General features: G+C 65.3%; 16 protein-coding genes. 4 read left to right on the top strand and 12 right to left on the bottom strand.

What is annotated here, in order from left to right; genetic code table 11:
* Positions 1-57 precede the first annotated feature (57 nt).
* The 8 genes from E5X88_RS05835 to E5X88_RS05800 all read right to left on the bottom strand — a co-directional run bounded on the left by E5X88_RS05835 (position 58) and on the right by E5X88_RS05800 (position 9,217).
* Positions 58-1,071 (bottom strand): sugar ABC transporter substrate-binding protein, encoded by a 1,014-nt coding sequence (locus E5X88_RS05835; protein ID WP_292159181.1) that lies wholly within the window; start codon positions 1,069-1,071, stop codon positions 58-60.
* 140 nt (positions 1,072-1,211) lie between these two features.
* Positions 1,212-1,871, bottom strand: a complete 660-nt coding sequence (locus E5X88_RS05830) for an L-fuculose-phosphate aldolase (RefSeq protein ID WP_292159179.1) — start codon at positions 1,869-1,871, stop codon at positions 1,212-1,214.
* Between the two features lie 25 nt (positions 1,872-1,896).
* The gene (locus E5X88_RS05825) at positions 1,897-2,673 is read right to left on the bottom strand and encodes an SDR family oxidoreductase (protein ID WP_292159176.1); all 777 of its coding nucleotides are present in this window, start codon (positions 2,671-2,673) and stop codon (positions 1,897-1,899) included.
* Positions 2,674-2,969: 296 nt separating this feature from the next.
* Complete coding sequence (locus E5X88_RS05820) at positions 2,970-3,800, bottom strand: GntR family transcriptional regulator (protein WP_292159174.1); 831 nt, start codon at positions 3,798-3,800, stop codon at positions 2,970-2,972.
* Between the two features lie 137 nt (positions 3,801-3,937).
* On the bottom strand, positions 3,938-5,194 hold the full coding sequence (locus E5X88_RS05815) for a nitrate/nitrite transporter (RefSeq protein WP_292159171.1): 1,257 nt from the start codon (positions 5,192-5,194) through the stop codon (positions 3,938-3,940).
* 8 nt (positions 5,195-5,202) lie between these two features.
* Positions 5,203-6,111, bottom strand: coding sequence for a MaoC/PaaZ C-terminal domain-containing protein (locus E5X88_RS05810; protein WP_292159169.1), 909 nt, complete (start codon positions 6,109-6,111; stop codon positions 5,203-5,205).
* Positions 6,108-7,268 carry a thiolase family protein gene (locus tag E5X88_RS05805; RefSeq protein ID WP_292159167.1) on the bottom strand — a complete coding sequence of 387 codons (1,161 nt, stop codon included), beginning with the start codon at positions 7,266-7,268 and terminating at the stop codon, positions 6,108-6,110. Before E5X88_RS05805 ends, E5X88_RS05810 begins: the two co-directional genes overlap by 4 nt.
* Positions 7,265-9,217, bottom strand: a complete 1,953-nt coding sequence (locus tag E5X88_RS05800; protein WP_292159165.1) for an acetoacetate--CoA ligase — start codon at positions 9,215-9,217, stop codon at positions 7,265-7,267. The genes E5X88_RS05805 and E5X88_RS05800 overlap by 4 nt, the downstream gene beginning before the upstream one ends.
* A 136-nt stretch (positions 9,218-9,353) precedes the next feature.
* Between E5X88_RS05800 and E5X88_RS05795 the strand changes: the two genes are divergently transcribed.
* Positions 9,354-10,529, top strand: a complete 1,176-nt coding sequence (locus E5X88_RS05795; RefSeq protein WP_292159162.1) for an acetyl-CoA C-acetyltransferase — start codon at positions 9,354-9,356, stop codon at positions 10,527-10,529.
* A 138-nt stretch (positions 10,530-10,667) separates the two neighbouring features.
* Here the strand turns inward: E5X88_RS05795 and E5X88_RS05790 are convergent, their stop codons facing one another.
* The gene (locus E5X88_RS05790) at positions 10,668-11,474 is read right to left on the bottom strand and encodes an SDR family NAD(P)-dependent oxidoreductase (RefSeq protein ID WP_292159160.1); all 807 of its coding nucleotides are present in this window, start codon (positions 11,472-11,474) and stop codon (positions 10,668-10,670) included.
* Complete coding sequence (locus E5X88_RS05785; RefSeq protein WP_292159158.1) at positions 11,471-12,325, bottom strand: NAD(P)-dependent oxidoreductase; 855 nt, start codon at positions 12,323-12,325, stop codon at positions 11,471-11,473. Before E5X88_RS05785 ends, E5X88_RS05790 begins: the two co-directional genes overlap by 4 nt.
* A 233-nt stretch (positions 12,326-12,558) precedes the next feature.
* Between E5X88_RS05785 and E5X88_RS05780 the strand changes: the two genes are divergently transcribed.
* From E5X88_RS05780 to E5X88_RS05770, 3 genes are read left to right on the top strand one after another with little or no spacing between them, the layout of a single operon-like run.
* Complete coding sequence (locus E5X88_RS05780; protein WP_292159156.1) at positions 12,559-13,203, top strand: isochorismatase family cysteine hydrolase; 645 nt, start codon at positions 12,559-12,561, stop codon at positions 13,201-13,203.
* A 48-nt stretch (positions 13,204-13,251) separates the two neighbouring features.
* Positions 13,252-13,806, top strand: coding sequence for a MarR family winged helix-turn-helix transcriptional regulator (locus E5X88_RS05775; RefSeq protein ID WP_292159154.1), 555 nt, complete (start codon positions 13,252-13,254; stop codon positions 13,804-13,806).
* Positions 13,807-13,830: 24 nt separating this feature from the next.
* Positions 13,831-15,036: an amidohydrolase family protein gene (locus tag E5X88_RS05770; protein WP_292159152.1), complete on the top strand. Its 1,206-nt coding sequence runs from the start codon at positions 13,831-13,833 to the stop codon at positions 15,034-15,036.
* Between the two features lie 7 nt (positions 15,037-15,043).
* On the opposite strand, the gene E5X88_RS05765 is transcribed toward E5X88_RS05770, so the two are convergent.
* Together E5X88_RS05765 and E5X88_RS05760 are read right to left on the bottom strand one after the other, a co-directional pair.
* Positions 15,044-15,628: an amino acid synthesis family protein gene (locus E5X88_RS05765; RefSeq protein ID WP_292159150.1), complete on the bottom strand. Its 585-nt coding sequence runs from the start codon at positions 15,626-15,628 to the stop codon at positions 15,044-15,046.
* Complete coding sequence (locus E5X88_RS05760; RefSeq protein WP_292159148.1) at positions 15,625-16,209, bottom strand: amino acid synthesis family protein; 585 nt, start codon at positions 16,207-16,209, stop codon at positions 15,625-15,627. Before E5X88_RS05760 ends, E5X88_RS05765 begins: the two co-directional genes overlap by 4 nt.
* Positions 16,210-16,338: the final 129 nt, after the last annotated feature.

The following is a 16,338-nucleotide window of genomic DNA, read 5'->3' as shown; positions in this document are numbered from 1 at the left end:
GCGCGGCCTCAACCAGCCGGTGTCTGATGTACCGGCTGGCACGAGGCTTGGGAGGCCTTATTTCACGCCCGCCTTTTCGGCCGCCTCGAGGAACGGCTTGCCGGTGACGGCGGCGTTCTCCTTGTTGATCAGCACGGCGGGCACGAAGGTGAAGGGCGGCACCTTCTGGCCGGCAAGGAATTTTGCCACGTTCTGCACCGAGGTCTTGCCGATCTCGTAGGGCTGCTGGGCGGCAACGGCAGCGGCCGGCGAGTTCTCGTCCATCACCATCTTGATGACTTCCGGGCTGCCGTCGATGCCGTAGGTCTTCAGCTCCGGTCGGCCGGCGGCTTCGGCGGCCTGGGTGGCGCCGATCTGCGGCACGTCCCAGCACGCCCAGACGGCGTTCAGCGAGCCTTTTTCCGGCGACTTTGTCAGCATGTCGGTGACGTTGGAATAGGCGGCCTGGACGGTGTTGGGGATGACGTCGCGCAGCTCCGGCTCGACGATCTTCACGTCCGGGAACGAGGTCAGCACATATTTCATCTGGTCGTAGCGGATTTTGCAGACCGGCACGCTGTAGAAGCCGTTGAAGACCAGTACGTTGCCCTTGCCGCCCATGTCGGCGACCATCTGCAGTGCGATCTCGGCACCGATATTGTAGTTGTTCGAGGTCGTGTTGTTGATCGCGTGAGGCGTGGCCGTGTCGACGGTGAACAGCGGAATCTCGGCCTCGCGGATCTTGGCCAGCCACGGATTCAGCACTTCGAGATTGCCAAGCACTTCGACGATGGCGTCGGGTTTCTGCGCAATCAGCGTCTGCAACTGGGCGATCTGCTGCTGGTCCTTGCGGCCGGCGTCGAGCGCGATCGCCTCGCCGCCAAGCGCCTTGATCTCATCCTGGATGCCGCGGAACGCCATCAGGTCCCAGTAGTGATCGGTACCGACGATGGAAACGCCGATGCGCTTGCCCTTGAGGGAAAGCTCTTCCGCCTGTGCGGCCGAGATGACGAACTGGACACTGCAGGCAGCCGTCAGCGCGATGGCTGCCGCCTTGAGAATGCTGTGTGATCTGCTCTGTTTGTGGGACATTGATTTCCTCCACTTTGCCTTCAAAAACCCTCAGAACCCGCTCTGAAGGACCTCACCGGTGCGATCCGGCATTCATCCGATGCGGTTTCGCTGACCATGATCTTTTCCGAAAACCGGTTTCCAATTTTCGGGATCATGGTCTAGGCCGCGTCGACATCGTCGCGATGGCCGTAGCTCGCCATCCTGCCGAGAACATTCTGGATTTCCGCTTCCGACAGAAGCGGCGGCGTGCCGATCTGCAGGCAGCCATGATACTGGCGCGCCAGTGTCTCGACCTCCACCGCCAGCCACATCGCCTTGTCGAGCGAGGTGCCGACGGCAATCATCCCGTGATGCGCCAGCAGGCAGGCCTTGCGGCCTTCCAGCGCCTTGACCGCGCTGGCCGACAGTTCCGCGGTGCCGAAGGTCGCATAGGGCGCGCAGCGGATGCTGCTGCCGCCGGCGACGGCGACCATGTAGTGGATCGGCGGAATGTCGCGGCCCATGATGGCGATCGTCGTGCAATAGGGCGGGTGGGCGTGGACGATGGCCTGGACTTCCGGCCGTGCCCGCAAGATGTCGAGATGGAAGCGCCATTCGCTGGACGGCGTCAGCGTGCCGTCGACCGAACCGTCGGCGCCCATGAACACGATGTCCTGCGGACGCATAAGGTCATAGGCAACGCTTGTCGGCGTGATCAGCATGCCGTCCCCATGGCGCATGCTGATATTGCCCGACGTTCCCTGGTTGATGCCCATCGCGTTCATCCGGATGCAGGCATCGATGATGGATTGGCGCTTGGCGGTGTCTGTGGTTGGCATGCTAATTCCTTGAGTCCCCTTGATCTCACCAGGCGGTGTAGCCGCCGTCGATCGACAGGATCGCGCCGGTGACGTAGCTCGATGCGGGCGAAGCCAGGAACAGGATCGCCGAGGCGATCTCCTGCGGCTCGCCGCAGCGCACCATCGGCGTCATGTCCATCCACACGTTGAAGAGTTCGGGGCGGTCGCGCATTTTCAGCGTCATGTCGGTCGCGACATAGCCCGGCGCCAGTGCGTTGACGCGCACGCCCATCGGCGCCCATTCGACGGCGAGCGCCTTGGTCAGCATGTGGACCGCTCCCTTGCTGACCATGTAGGACGCCGCACTTTGCGGGCGGTTGACGATCAGGCCCGACATCGAGCCTAGATTGACGATGCTGCCCTTGCCCTTCGCCACCATGTGGCGGCCGAAGGCTCGCGACGCCCAGTAGACACCGTTGACATTGACGTCCATGACCAGCCGCCATTCCTCGTCGGGCGTGTCGAGCGCCGAATTGAGCCGGGCGATGCCGGCGCTGTTGACGAGAATGTCGATCCTGCCGAGCGCGGCCGCCAGATCGGTGGCGGCGGCTTCCATGGCAGTCGGGTCGGTGACGTCGAGATGCCTCGTCGAAACGCCGGTCACGCCGGCATCCGACAGCGCGACGACCGCGGCGTCGAGCGCGCCCTGGTCAAGGTCGATCAGCACGACGTGCGCGCCGCAGGAGCCCAGCGCCCTGGCCGCCTCGAAGCCGATGCCGCCCGCGCCGCCGGTGACCACGGCGACCTCGCCATCGAGATCCAGTTGACGCCTGTAATCCATGCACTTCCTCCACGCCGGGACACGGGTCCGCCTCGCGCAAAGCAACAGCTTTCCGCCCGCCGCCAAACGTCGTGGCGGCGCCTCGCAAATCCGATATTCCGAAAACTCCTCCCGCCACCCCAGGGGATGACGGTCCCCGTCACCCAGGGGATGACGAGTTCCGTCACCCCAGGGGATGGCGGCATGAGCAGAACCCTAAGGTCCTTCCCTGCTCATGTCAATCTGGTTATTACCAGAAATAATATTTCTGCATATGGCGCAGCTAGGCAACGTCTTGCCCTTGCGGTGGAAGGCCCTTACCCGTTCGTGCTGCTGCTCTGCTCGATCGACATGTGAATGCGTGCCACCGACGAGTTGTAGAGCGCCTGATAATATTCGAGCGCGGCGCCGTCGGCGTCATAGGCGATCGATTCGATCGAGATCAGCGGCGTGGTCGGCGCCACGCCCATGCGTTCGGCCTCCTCCAGGGTCGGCATTGCGGCTGTGAACCAGCGCTCGGCGCGCAGCACGGTCAGGCCGTAACGTTCCCTGATCGTCTGGAAGACCGACCGGTTCTCGATGTCCACGGTTTCCAGCCCCGGCACCTTGTGCCCGGGCAGGCTGATATGGGTCAGCGTGATCGGCGCGCCGTCGGTCATGTAGACACGGCCTATGCGCACGACGCTGCCGGTTTCCGGTATGCCGAAGACGCTGCTTTCCTTTTCGCTGGGCGGGCAGCGGTAGAATTCGAAGGTGCGGGTCGAGACGACATGGCCTTTCGCGGTCAGGTCGCCGAACACGCTGAGGTTCGAGGTCATGAAATCGACATGCTCGCGGGGTGCCGCCACGAACATGCCCTTGCGCGGCATCTTGATGACCCGTCCGCCATTGGACAGCGAGCCGATGGCGGCGCGCACCACGGGACGGGACACGCCGAAGAAGTCGCACAGCGCCTGTTCGGACGGGATGCGCGAATTGGCGGCCAGCACGCCGGTGTTGATCGCTTCCTCGATCTGGTTGCGCAATTGCACCCAAAGCGGCGCGGCATTGTCACGGTTCAGCTGGATCTTCTCGCCGATGCCGCGAAAAGTTTCCGCCGCCTCGGCGTCTTCCTGGTCGTAGCGCGGTCTTCCCCGGGTCTTCAGCATCCACCCACCTTGAACTCTCGGCCTCGGTCGGCAAACCGGGCACCAGCATCATCGCCGTGCCTGATACACTCAATCTTTGCGCGAGAAATCAAGTCCGGCAGTGATCCTGTCCCGTGGGCCGGCAAGGCCGATCAGGCCTAGCGCTTGCCGCCAGCCATCTTCACGGCGGCAGGCAGGCGCCGCAGTATCAACATCGCCGCGGCACCGATGAAGGGGCCGGGCACCAGCAGCAGGAATGCCCAGCGCCAGCCGCCAAGCAAGGAAGCGACCTGCGGGACCAGCCAGATCACCAGTACGGTCAACGCAAAGCCGAGCCCGAGTTGGACGGAGAGTGCCGTGCCAACAAAGCGCCGGTCGCCAAGCTCGGTCACTGCCGCTGAAAACTGTGCCGAATCGCCAATGATCGAAACACCCCAGACGACAGTGACCAGAACGAACAGCCAGAGCGGTCCGTCGAAGACGAAGCCGACGGCCAGCGCGCAAATCCCCGAGACGATCATCAGCCCGGCGGTGGTCAGGCTGCGGCCGAAGCGGTCGGAAAGGACGCCGCCGAGCAGGCAGCCAACGAGACCGGCGGCAATCGCCAGGAAGGTCAGCAGCGACGCCAAAGCCGACGAGGCATGCTGCTGCGCCTCGAGGGCGGCGCGCGCGTAGGCGAGCAGCCAGGCCCACATCGCATAAAGCTCCCACATGTGGCCGAGATAGCCGATATTAACCAGCATCAGCGGCCTGTCGCGGAAGACCGCGCCGATCTGGCGGGGATCGAAGATCGCCTTGCCGAACGGATACGGCCCTTCGCCGGCGAAGAACCAGAAGATCGCTGCGCCGATGAGCGTCGCCACGGTCGCGGCAACGACCACCAGTTGCCAGTCGAGCGAGCCGGTCAGGGCCCGGAACAGATGGGGCAGCGAGGAACCCAGCGTCAGCGCCCCGATCACGGCGCCGAGCGCCAGGCCCCTGCCCCGCACGAACCATGTCGAGACAAGCTTCAGCGCCGGCGGATAGACGCCGGCCAGTGCTGCGCCCGTCAGGATGCGCGCGGCGACCAGCCCGACCGGGCCCGGCTGCGTCAGCAGCCAGGCGTTGGCGACCGCCGCAAGCAGGGCGGAGACTGCCATCAGCCGGTTCAGCCTGACGATATCGGGCAGGTTGACCAGGCTCGACGCCAGTGCGCCGGCGACGAAGCCGATCTGCACGCCATTGGTCAGCCAGGCCTCGATCGCGCCCGACAGGTGCCACGCCGCCTTCAGCTCGGGCGTGATCGCGGTTGCCGAAAACCAGGTCGTCAGCGACAGCACCAAGGCGACGCAGAGCAGGACAAGCATGCTCCAGCGGTGCGCGTCTTCGGCAGGGGCGCCTTGCGTCGCATCCGGAACACCCCGCCAGAGCGTCATCTCGAAACTCAGGCCTTGGCCAGCGGAACAGTGAACACCGTCGCGGTGCCGGCCAGGCAGATGTCGCCGGCCTCGTTGCGCACCGACGTCTCGATCTTGCAGATCGGTTTGTCCTGTCGCACCTCCTTGATCTCGACGCGGCCGGTGATCATCTCGTCGACGCCGACCGCCTTGACGAACTTCCAGCCGACTTCCAGGAACACCGTTCCCGGCCCCGGAAGATCCTCGGCCACCAGCGCATTGAGGATGCCTGACGTGACGCCGCCCTGGACGATCAGCTTGCCGAACACCGATGCCTCGGCCAGCGCCTTGTCGTAATGCAGCGGGTTGCGGTCGCCGGTCATTTCGGTGAAGGCCTCGATGTCCTCCAGGCGAGTGCGCCGCGAGCGCTCGGCAAACGCGCCCACCTGCGGCCGCCCCTTGATGACGCCAATCCAGCCGTCCTTCGTCTGCGTGCTCATGAGCGTATCTCCAGTTTGGTTGGGTGTGGTTGAGCCGGCCATGGCCGACGGTTTGAATGCGGGCAGCAGACGTCCGCCGATCCGCGTCGGCTTAAGTACAAGCGATTGGCCGACAGCGCATGCATCTTCGCCTGCCGCGATGAAACTGAGCATCGTCGGGCCTTCGTCCAGTTCGACCAGGCCGACGACATAGGGCACCGCAGGCAGCCAGCCGGGATGGCCGGGCTTGTGAACGGCGGAGAAGGATTTGAGCCGGCCACCGCCCGAGGCCTCGCGCCAGGCGAGGCGATCGCTCCAGCAATGCGGGCAGATCGGCCGGGGATAGAACACCGCTTTGCCGCAGGCCTCGCAGGATTGGATCGCCAGCCGTCCTTCCGACGCTGCCTGCCAGAACGGCGCGGTCAGCGCGGTGATCGTCGGTCCCGGCGTCTTCAACAGATCGAGGTCGACGCTCATTGGTCTGCTCCGAGTACAAGCGCCGTCGCTTCGCTCATCGTCGCGCCATTGCCGGTGACCAACGCCAGTTTTGCATTGGCGATCTGCCGCCCGGTTGCCTCGCCGCGCAATTGCCGCACCGCCTCCACGACATGGGTCATGCCGCCGGCAAGATCGGGTTGGCCGAAGCCGAGCTGGCCGCCATGCGTATTGAGCGGCGCGTCGCCGGAAGGTCCGAGATCGTGGTCGCGGACCCATTGGCCGAACTGCCCCGCAGCGCAGAGGCCGGCATCCTCGATCGTTGCCGCCACCATGATGGTGTAGCAGTCATAGAGCGACAGCAGGTTCATCTCGGCAGCACGCGTGCCGGACTGGGCGAAGGCGCGCGCCATCGCCGGCTTGAGCGGGCCGGAGGTCAGGCTCGGCGCCTGCGAGACGGCGCGATGCGTAACCTTCTCGCCGGCGCCCAGAAGATGCACGGCGGGCTTGGCCAGTTGGCGCGCGCGCTTGGCCGAGACGACGACCACCGCTTCGCCGCCGGCAACCGGCATGACGATCTCCAAGAGATGCAAGGGCGAGGCGACCATCGGCGAGGCCAGCACCTCGTCGATGCTGGCCGGCTTGCCGTGAAAGATCGCATCGGGATTGCGCTGCGCATTGGCACGCGCCCAGGCGGCGATCGCGGCGAAACCCTGTGGCGACGAGCCGTGTTCGGCCATATGCGCCTGCATCAGCAAGGCGTAGGAAATGTTGGCACCGGAGGCGCCGAACGGCACGTCGAATTCGCGGATCGGGTTGCGGTTGGGCGAGCGTGCCGGCACCTCCTCACGGGTGTTGGCAAGAACGCATAAAACCGCCTCGCACATCCCCGCCTCGATGGCCGCCGCCGCCCGCCACACCATGCCGGCGCCGGAGGCGCCGCCGAGGTCGACGACATTGGCCATGTCGGGCTTGAGGCCAAGATATTCGGCCACCGTCGCTGGCACATGCTGCGGCGTCTCGCCGACCTGCGGCCCGACCAGCAGCCCGTCGATGTGGCCGGGTTCGAGCCCGGCATCGAAGACGGCAAGCCTGGAGACTTCGGCGATCATCTCCAGCGTCGTGCGTCCTTCGGTGCGGCGGGTCGGCTTCAACTCGCCGATGCCGGCAATGGCGCCGCGTGAACGAGCAAGGCTCATGCCGCCTGGCTCCGGTCGAGGCGCCGATATTCGTCGAGCGCTTCGGGGTTGGCCAGCGATCCCAGATTCTTCACCATCTTGCCCTCGATCACGGTGCGGGCGGCGCCCTCCACCCGCTTGCCGTTCAGCGTGTAGGGAATGGCCGAGACGGCATGGATGCGATGCGGAACGTGACGCGGCGAGGCCTGCTCGCGAATATGCTTGCGGATACGCTGGGCGAGGTCTGCCGTCAGTTCTCGGCCTTCCTTCAGCTTCAGGCAAAGCAGGATTTCCTCGTCGCCGGTGACCGGCGCGCCGAACACCAGGCAGTCCTCGATCTCGGGGAATTTTTCGCAGGCCGCGTAGATTTCGGCGGTGCCGATCCTGACGCCGCCGGGTTTGAGCGTCGTGTCGGAACGGCCGTGTACGATCGCCGAGCCGTGCACGGTCATTTCGGCGATGTCGCCATGCGTCCAGATTTCGCGGCGGACGGCGAAATAGGTGGAGTGGTAGCGCTCGTCGCCGCCCTCGCCCCAGAAGGTCAGCGGCATCGACGGAAACGGTTCGGTACAGACAAGGTCGCCCTCCGCGGCGATGACCGGCGCGTTGCGGTCGTCCATCACGGCGACCGCCAGTCCGAGCCCCTTGACGGTGAGATGGCCCCGGCGCACCGGATGGAGCGGCGAGCCGAGCAGGAAGCAGCCGATGATCTCGGTGCCACCGGAAATCGAGGCGAAGATCATGTCGCGCTTGACGTTCTCATAGACCCAGTCGAACTGACCTGATGAGACCGGCGCGCCGGCCGACAGCAGCGAACGCAGCGCCGACAGATCATGCCTGGCGCCCGGCGCATAATTTTCGTCGGCGAGCGTCGCCAGATATTTCGGGCTGGTGCCGAAATGCGTGACGCCGGCTCTTTCGGCGACGCGCCACAGTGGGCTCGGGTCGAGACCGCCTGCCGATTTCAGGATCGGCGCACCGTCATAAAGCACGACCGCCGCATCGCAGGCGAGGCCGGAAATCAGCCAGTGATACATCATCCAGGCGGTGTTGGTGTACCAGCTCATGACATCGCCCGGCCGGACATCGCCATGCAGGAGATGTTCCTTGACGTGCTGAAGCAGCACGCCGCCGGTGGAATGAACGATGGCCTTCGGCGCGCCTGTCGTACCCGAGGTGTAGAGGACGTAGGCCGGGTGCGAGAACGGCACCCGTTCGAAGGCCAGATCGCCTTCCCTGCCAAAGGACTCGAAGCCGACGCAGGAAACGCCGGCCGGGGCCGACACCGCGGTCTGGTCGCTGCAGATCACCAGCGTCGTCAGGCCGGGCATGCCGGCGGCGATCTCACCAAGCCGGCCGGCGATATCGTGATCCTTGCCGGCATAGCGGTAGCGCTGCGTGGCGAACAGCACCTTCGGGCCGATCTGGCCGAGCCGGTCGAGAATGGCCGCCACGCCGAAATCCGGCGAGCAGGACGACCACACCGCGCCGATGGATAGCGTGGCGAGCAGCGCCGCCAGCGCCTCGATGCGATTTGGCAGGATGCCGCCCACCCTATCGCCGCGCCCGACGCCGGCCGCCTTCAGGCCATGCACAGTGCGGGCAACCATGGTCCGCAATTCGTCGCGGCTATAGTTGCGGAAATGCCCGGTCTCGTCGGTCTCGACGATGGCAAGCGCTGCGTCGTCGCCGCGCAGCAGGTTCTCGGCAAGGTTGAGGCTGGCCTCGGGAAAGAAGGCGCTGCCGGTCATCGGCGCCGACGGATCGGCCCGAAACGCCACCGCGCCCGGTTCGCCGATGATGCCGGCAAAGTCCCAGACGGCGCGCCAGAAGGCGCCTTTTTCGCCAATCGACCAGCGATGCAGCGTCTCGTAGTCATGCGGATCGAAGCCGTTTTGGGCGGCGAAACGCGCAAGGCCGGAGTTTTTGAACGCGGCTGCCGCCGGCGTCCAAAGCACGCTGGATGTCATCGATTCCTCCCGGAAACTGCCTGGCGCCGACACTTGGCGTTGCGCCCTACATGAATCTAGAATATTGGTTATAACCAGAATGTCAAGAACTGGAGGGGCGGGCGCTGTCCGTCCTCGCCAAGGGAGCGAAAAACGCATGCAGGACGTGTTCATCGTCGCCGCCAGGCGTACGCCGATCGGCAAGCTCAACGGCGCTTTCGCCGGCATCCCCGCCGCCGAGCTCGGCGCGAGCGTGCTTCGCGCACTGCTCGATGACACACAGGTCGAAGGCGGTGCGATCTCCGAAATCATCATGGGCCAGGTGCTGACCGGAGGCGCTGGACAGAACCCGGCCAGGCAGGCGGCGCTCAAGGCCGGCATTCCGGTCGGCGTACCGGCGATGACCATTAACAAAGTCTGCGGCGCTGGCCAGAAGTCGATCCATCTCGCCGCCCAGGCGATACGCTGCGGCGACGCCGACATCGTCATTGCCGGCGGCCAGGACTCGATGACGGAGGCTCCGCATCTCCTCTATGGAGCGCGCCGCGGCATCAGGATGGGCGACCACGAAATCAAGGATTCGATGATCGTCGACGGCCTGTGGGACGCATCCAACCAGGTGCATATGGGGGTGACGGCGGAAGGCCTGGCGCGACGCTATCAGGTCACACGCGACGAGCAGGACCGGTTCGCGCTGGCTTCACAGGAGAAAGCCGGTACCGCCATCGCTGCCGAGCGTTTCGCCGGCGAGATCGCGCCGGTGACGGTCACGGTGAAACGCGAGGAACGCGTCGTTGCGACCGACGAGCATCCCAATCCGGCTTCGACGCTGGAAGGCCTGTCGCGCCTGCGGCCGGTGTTCGACAAGGAAGGCACCGTCACGGCGGGCAATTCGTCCGGGCTGAACGATGGCGCGGCGGCGGTAATGGTGGTTTCGGAAAAGCGCATGGCCGAACTCGGCCTGAAGCCTCTGGCGCGTATCGCTTCCTACGCATCGGCCGGCGTCGAACCGATGGAGATGGGGCTGGGGCCAGTGGCGGCATCGCGCAAGGCGCTGGACAAGGCCGGCTGGACGACATCCGATCTCGACCTCGTGGAAATCAACGAGGCTTTCGCCGCACAGGCCATCGCGGTCGATCGCGAAATGGGCTGGGACAGCGGGCTGATCAACGTCAATGGCGGCGCCATCGCGCTCGGACACCCGCTGGCTGGCTCCGGCTGCCGCATCGTCGTCACGCTGCTGCACGAAATGCAGAAACGAGGCGCCAAGCGCGGTCTGGCCTCGCTGTGCATCGGCGGCGGCCTTGGCGTGGCGATCTGCCTGGAGCGCTGACAGGAAAACCAATCCGCTGCCACCAGCCACATTCAATTTCGTAACGCGGTGGCTCCTCGGACGGCTGTGCGGAGCTTGCCACGAGCCGCCATCGATCATGAGGCAAATGGGGAGCCGAAGGGATGGAGGTGCGACGACTTACCGAAATTTCGGAAAGGCGCTGCCGGCCGGCGCGTTGGCCCAGCTCTGCAAGGTCTGGCCGCCGTCGATCAGCCAATCCGCGCCGGTGACGTGCCTGGCCTCGTCGGACGCCAGGAAGGCCACGGCGGCCGCGACGTCATCTGGCTGGCCGATGCGGCGCAGCGGGATGCGGTCGGCGAAATGCTGCACGCTGCTCTTGAAATCGCCATCGCCGCTCGCCGGCACGCCAAGCGTCGTCTCGATCACGCCCGGGCAGATGGCGTTCACCCGTATGCCGTAGGGCGCGGCGTCGAGCGCCGCGACCCGCGTCAGCCCGACCACGCCATGTTTGGAGGCGACATAGCCGGCGCCACCCGACAGCACGTCCCAGCCGGCCATGGATGAGCCCATGTTGACGATCGAACCGCCATTCCCTGCCTTGATCATCGCCCGAAGCGACGCCTGCAGGACGAGGAACATGCCGCGCAGATTGATACGGATGATGGTGTCCCAGTCCTCGACCGGCAGTTCGTGAACCGGGGCGACGACGCCGGAGATCCCGGCATTGTTGAAGACGGCATCGAGCCGGCCGAACGTCTCGACGGTCGTTTCAACGGCGCGCCGTACATCCGCCTCATCCGTGACATCGGCTTCGATGGCGATAGCGTTCTCGCCAAGAGACCCAACTAATGTCTGCGCCGCAGCGCCGTTGCGGTCGACAATGGAGACCCGTGCGCCTTCGTCGAGGAAACGCCTTACCGCCGCACTGCCGATCGCGCCGGCGCCACCGGTGACGAGGACGCATTTTTCGTCGAATCGCTTCATCTTCCGGACTCCGGCTGGGGATAGGAGCGCCACGAATGGCTTGGCTCGAAACCGATCGTTTCGCGCGCATCGCCCGTATCGAGCACCGCGCCATGGCCGGCGATCGGCTGCGACAGCGCGACATCAGGGTAGACCCGGCGCACCAGCGGCTCGGTTTCCTCTTCCATGAAGGTGTCGGCGGCGCTCAGCAGCACGCGGAGATGACCGTCGCCCTGCCATTCGAGCGCCTGCAGGAAGCCCTGCCCCGCGTCGCGCGCGTCGAGATAGGCCCACAGATCGCGGGCGCTGTCGGCGGTGGCGCGGCGCGGACCTACGCCGGCGAAGAAGGTTTCCGGGGTCTGGATCCAGGGCATGCGGATGCTGACAGCCGAAAAAGCGCCGCGGCGCACCGCAGCATCGACGATTTCCTCGCCCAGCCATTTCGACAGCGCGTAAGGATCCTGCGCGCCGACGGGATGGTTCATGTCGACCGGCAAATAGGGCGGGCGCACCGTCTTCTCGAAAAAGGGATAACCGAAGACGCTGAAGGAAGATGCGTAGACGAAGCGCCTGGCGCCGGCCATGGCAGCCGCCTCGACGACATTGTAGGCGGTCGCGACATTGGTCTTGAACACCTCGCCGCCGGCCCGCCCGGTCGGGCGCGGGATGGCCGCGATGTGAACCACCGCGTCGCAATCGCGCACCAATTGCAGCGTCGATCCCAGATCCGTCAGGTCCGCGCTTGCATGCCGCCATGCCGCTTTATCGGGCGCAACGGCATCGACACCCATCACATCATGGCCGGCTGCGACAAGCGCCGCCGCGACATGACGGCCAAGCAGGCCGCTCGATCCGGTAACGATTGTCCTCATGTCTCAGCCCTCGGCCCGGCAAGTCCGGCGAATTTGAATATCATTGATGGTCATACAAATCGAACACATGATCGTATTCCCTTGTCAATGCCGTTTTCGCGGCGGAAATCGGCGCAAGCCCTTGTCGGTGCGGCTTGCGCACATTTGACAACCGGCTTTGCTTTGAACGGGATTGACTTGGCATCCGCGACGGTTTTTTGTATGAGTATCAACGATCGACAAAGGAGCTCGCCATGCCCGTGGACGTCTTTTCCTCGCATCGGCACGATGACGCGATGCGCCTCGATCCGCAACGCGCGGCGATTATCGTCATCGACATGGTCAATGAATTCTGCAAGCCCGGCGGTGCGATGGTATTGCCGGGATATGAGGTGCTGGTCGCGCCGCAACTGGCGATCATCGAGGCTGCGCGCGCCGGCGGCGTGCCGGTGATCTGGGTGCACGATACCCACCGGGCCGGCATGCGCCGCGAACGCGAATGGGTGAAGCGCACGCCACATTGCCTCGAGGGCGCCTGGGGCCCGGAAATCATCGAGGATCTCGGCGCCCGTGACGATGAAATCCACCTGATCAAGCGACGCTACTCGGCGTTTTTCCAGACCGACCTCGACCTGACGCTCAGGGACATGCAGGTCGACCAACTGGTGATCTTTGGCGTGGTCACCAACATCTGCGTGCGCTCGACCGTGCATGATGCCTTTTTCCAGGGCTATGAAGTGGTGGTGCCAAGCGATTGCTGCGCGGCGACAGGACCGCGCGAGCAGGAAAGCTCGCTCTACGACATAGCGACCCATTTCGGCGTGGTCAGCGATTCGGCAAGCGTCGTCGCAGCCCTTCGCGACGGGACGTCGCTTCAACCGGCGAGTGTCGCGGCTTGAGCGTTTTCGAGCCTGCGGCATCCGAGACAGCGGCACGAGGAGTCCGGCGTGACGACTGACATCGAATCGCAACCCGAACGCGACGCCGCGCCCAAAGGACGGGACGATAGCGCCAGGCCGCTAAGCCGCGAACAGGTGCTGCAGCATTATGCCAAGACCGGCTACGAACTGGATCGCCATCCGGCGCATGTGATCCGCCGGGCGCATCAGCGTGCGACGCTGCGCTTCCAGCAGGTCATGGCCGGCGAAGATCTTTCGCCAACGCAGTTCGCCGCCCTCGCCACCATTCTCAAGCAGGCTGAGGTCTCGCAAAACCACCTCGGCCGGCTGACCGCGATGGACCCGTCGACCATTAGCATCGTCGTCCGCAAACTTCTCAAGAACGGGCTGATCACCCGCAGCGCTTCCGACACCGATCAGCGTCTGTCGATGATCGCGCTGACCGACAAGGGGACCCAATACACGCTCGACCGGCTCGAACGCAGCGTCGAGGTCGGGCGGCGATTTCTGTCGCCGCTTTCGCCCGCGGAACAGGCGACGCTGCTTCGCCTGCTCAACCGCATCAATGACGACGATCCATCGAATGGTGATAGCGGCAAATAACGCGCGTCCCAAGACTTCCTGGAAATGACCGAAGAGGTGCCGATGTCGCCCGACCCCAAACCCAACATGCTTGTCGTGCGCAACATCGGCCTGATGCTAAGCGGCGATCTCGGCCGGCCGATCCTCGACGCCGACACGATCGTCGCGGTCGATGGCAAGATCACCGCCATCGGCAAGGCCGGCGCGCTTGATGTCAGTGCTGCAAGCGGCGTGATCGACGCGATGGGCTGCGCGGTCGCTCCGGGGCTGATCGACGATCACGTCCATCCGGTGGCCGGCGACTGGACGCCGAGGCAGAACCAGATCGGCTGGATGGATTCGACGGTGCATGGCGGGGTCACCACCATGATCTCGGCGGGAGAGGTCCATACGCCGGGCCGCCCGCGCGATCTGGTCGGATTGAAGGCGCTGGCCATTGCGGCCCAACGGACCTTCTCCAACTTCCGCCCGAGCGGCATGAAGATACTGGCCGGCGCGCCGATCCTGGAGCCCGGCCTTGTCGAGGAGGACTTCCGTTACCTCGCCGAAGCCGGCGTGACGCTTGTCGGCGAGGTCGGCCTCGGCGGCGTCAAGGACGGGCCGACCGGCCGGCGGATGGTTGCCTGGGCGCGCAAATACGGCATGACCTCGATGACCCATACCGGCGGTCCGTCGCTGCCCGGCTCCGGCCGCATCGGTGCCGATACCGTGCTGGAGGTCGACGCCGACATTGTCGCGCATGTCAATGGCGGGCCGACGGCACTGCCCGAAGCGGAAATCCGGCAAATCTGCGAGAAGGGTTCGCGCGCGCTCGAGATCGTCCACAACGGCAATCTGCGCACCGGGCTGTTCGTGCTCGACCTTGCCAGGCAGCGCGGCGAGCTTTCACGCATAATCCTCGGCACGGACAGCCCGGCCGGGTCCGGCGTGCAGCCGCTCGGCATTCTGCGGACGCTCACCATGCTGGCTTCGCTGGGCGGTGTCGCGCCGGAATTGGCGTTCTGCTTTGCCAGCGGCAACACGGCGCGCGTACGCGGATTGCATGATCGCGGCATGATCGAGGTCGGCCGCGCCGCCGACCTGATCTTCATCGACCAGGCGATCGGCGGCGCCGGCGACGGGCTGCTCGACAGCGTGGCGCAAGGCAACCTTCCGGGCATCGGAATGGTGGTCATCGACGGCGAGGTGCGGACCGGCCGAAGCCGCAACACGCCGCCGGCAATGCGGGTGCCTGAAGTCGTCCAGGGGTGATGGCGTTTTAGCCGACACCGTCCTTGCCGGCGATCCTGTCCTTGGTCAGTCCGCCGACGCGCGGGTGCGGCCTGCCGGAATCGGTCACGGCGATGGCAACGACGATCTCGTCGGCACGCGGCGCATCGGGAACCCGAACCTCCATGCCGTCGAAATGGCTGCGCACCCGCGCCGCGTCCTTATGGCCGAGCGGAATGTCGAGCGGCACGCCGAGGCCGCCACGCTTCTTCGACGAGGGGATGAGCGCCGCCCCCTTGCCGAGCACGTCGCGGAACGGGGCGCCGAGCTTGGGATGAAGGATGGCGGCGGCGTGTTCGAGTTCGCCGTCGGCGCCGACGGCGGCTGCCTTGCCGAAGCTCTCGACCCGGTTGCCGGGGATGCCGAGTGCTGCGACCGCGCGCTTCGGCAAGATGTCGCCCAGCGCTTCGCCGATGTCGCTCAACGCCGACAGGTCTTCGACATAGGCGCCGGCATAGGGGTTGCGGATCACGGCAACGGCCGCCGCACGGCGGGTCGGCGGGTCGACCGGACGCCCGCCCTCGATCAGGGTTTCCTCGACGATGGTGATGATCCGACGGATTTCTGCGCTCATCTCAATCCGTCCTCGCCCTTGATATCCGCGGCGGCAAGGCCGCCCACCCGCGCGTGAACGCGCGCGCCGGTCGTCATCGCCAGGATGACCGCCATCTCGTCACTGCGCGGCGCATCGTTGACGCCGACCTCGATCGCATCGAAATGGCTGCGCACGTAGGAGGCGTTTATGTGCGTGATCGGAATGTCGATCCGGGTTCCGGGCCCGCCGACCTTCTTGGTCGAAGGCACGATTGCCCTGGCGTTTCCGAGCAACTCGCGCATCGCATAGCCGCCCGGATTGTGCCAGAGCGCACCATGTTCCAGCTCACCGGCGGCGCCGACGATGGCGCCCTTGCCATAGCCTTCGACGGCCGAGGCGCCGTCGCCGATGGCATCGATCAGGCGTCGCGCCATATCGAGGCCGAGCGGCTTCAGATCGTCCATGAAGCCGGCGATCTCCTCGACATACCGCCCGGCAAAAGGATTGGCGATGACGGCGACGACTGCGCCGCGCTTGAGCGGGCGTGCCGCGGGCGGGCCGCCTTCATGGAATATCTCTTCGACCTGAACCAGAAATTTCCTGACGACCACAGCCGGCATTGTCCGCTCCCTCATCTCGTCGTTCACGTAAACTCGTTAGAGTACCAACAATTATCCCCAGCCGATATTTGTCAAGCTTCGACATGGAGGAAGCGAGAAAAGCCACAACGAAACTGCATCGCATGACGA

The sequence above is a fragment of the Mesorhizobium sp. genome (genome assembly GCF_004962245.1).
Taxonomy (GTDB): Bacteria; Pseudomonadota; Alphaproteobacteria; order Rhizobiales; family Rhizobiaceae; genus Mesorhizobium.
This window is presented reverse-complemented; position numbering and strand designations above follow the sequence as displayed.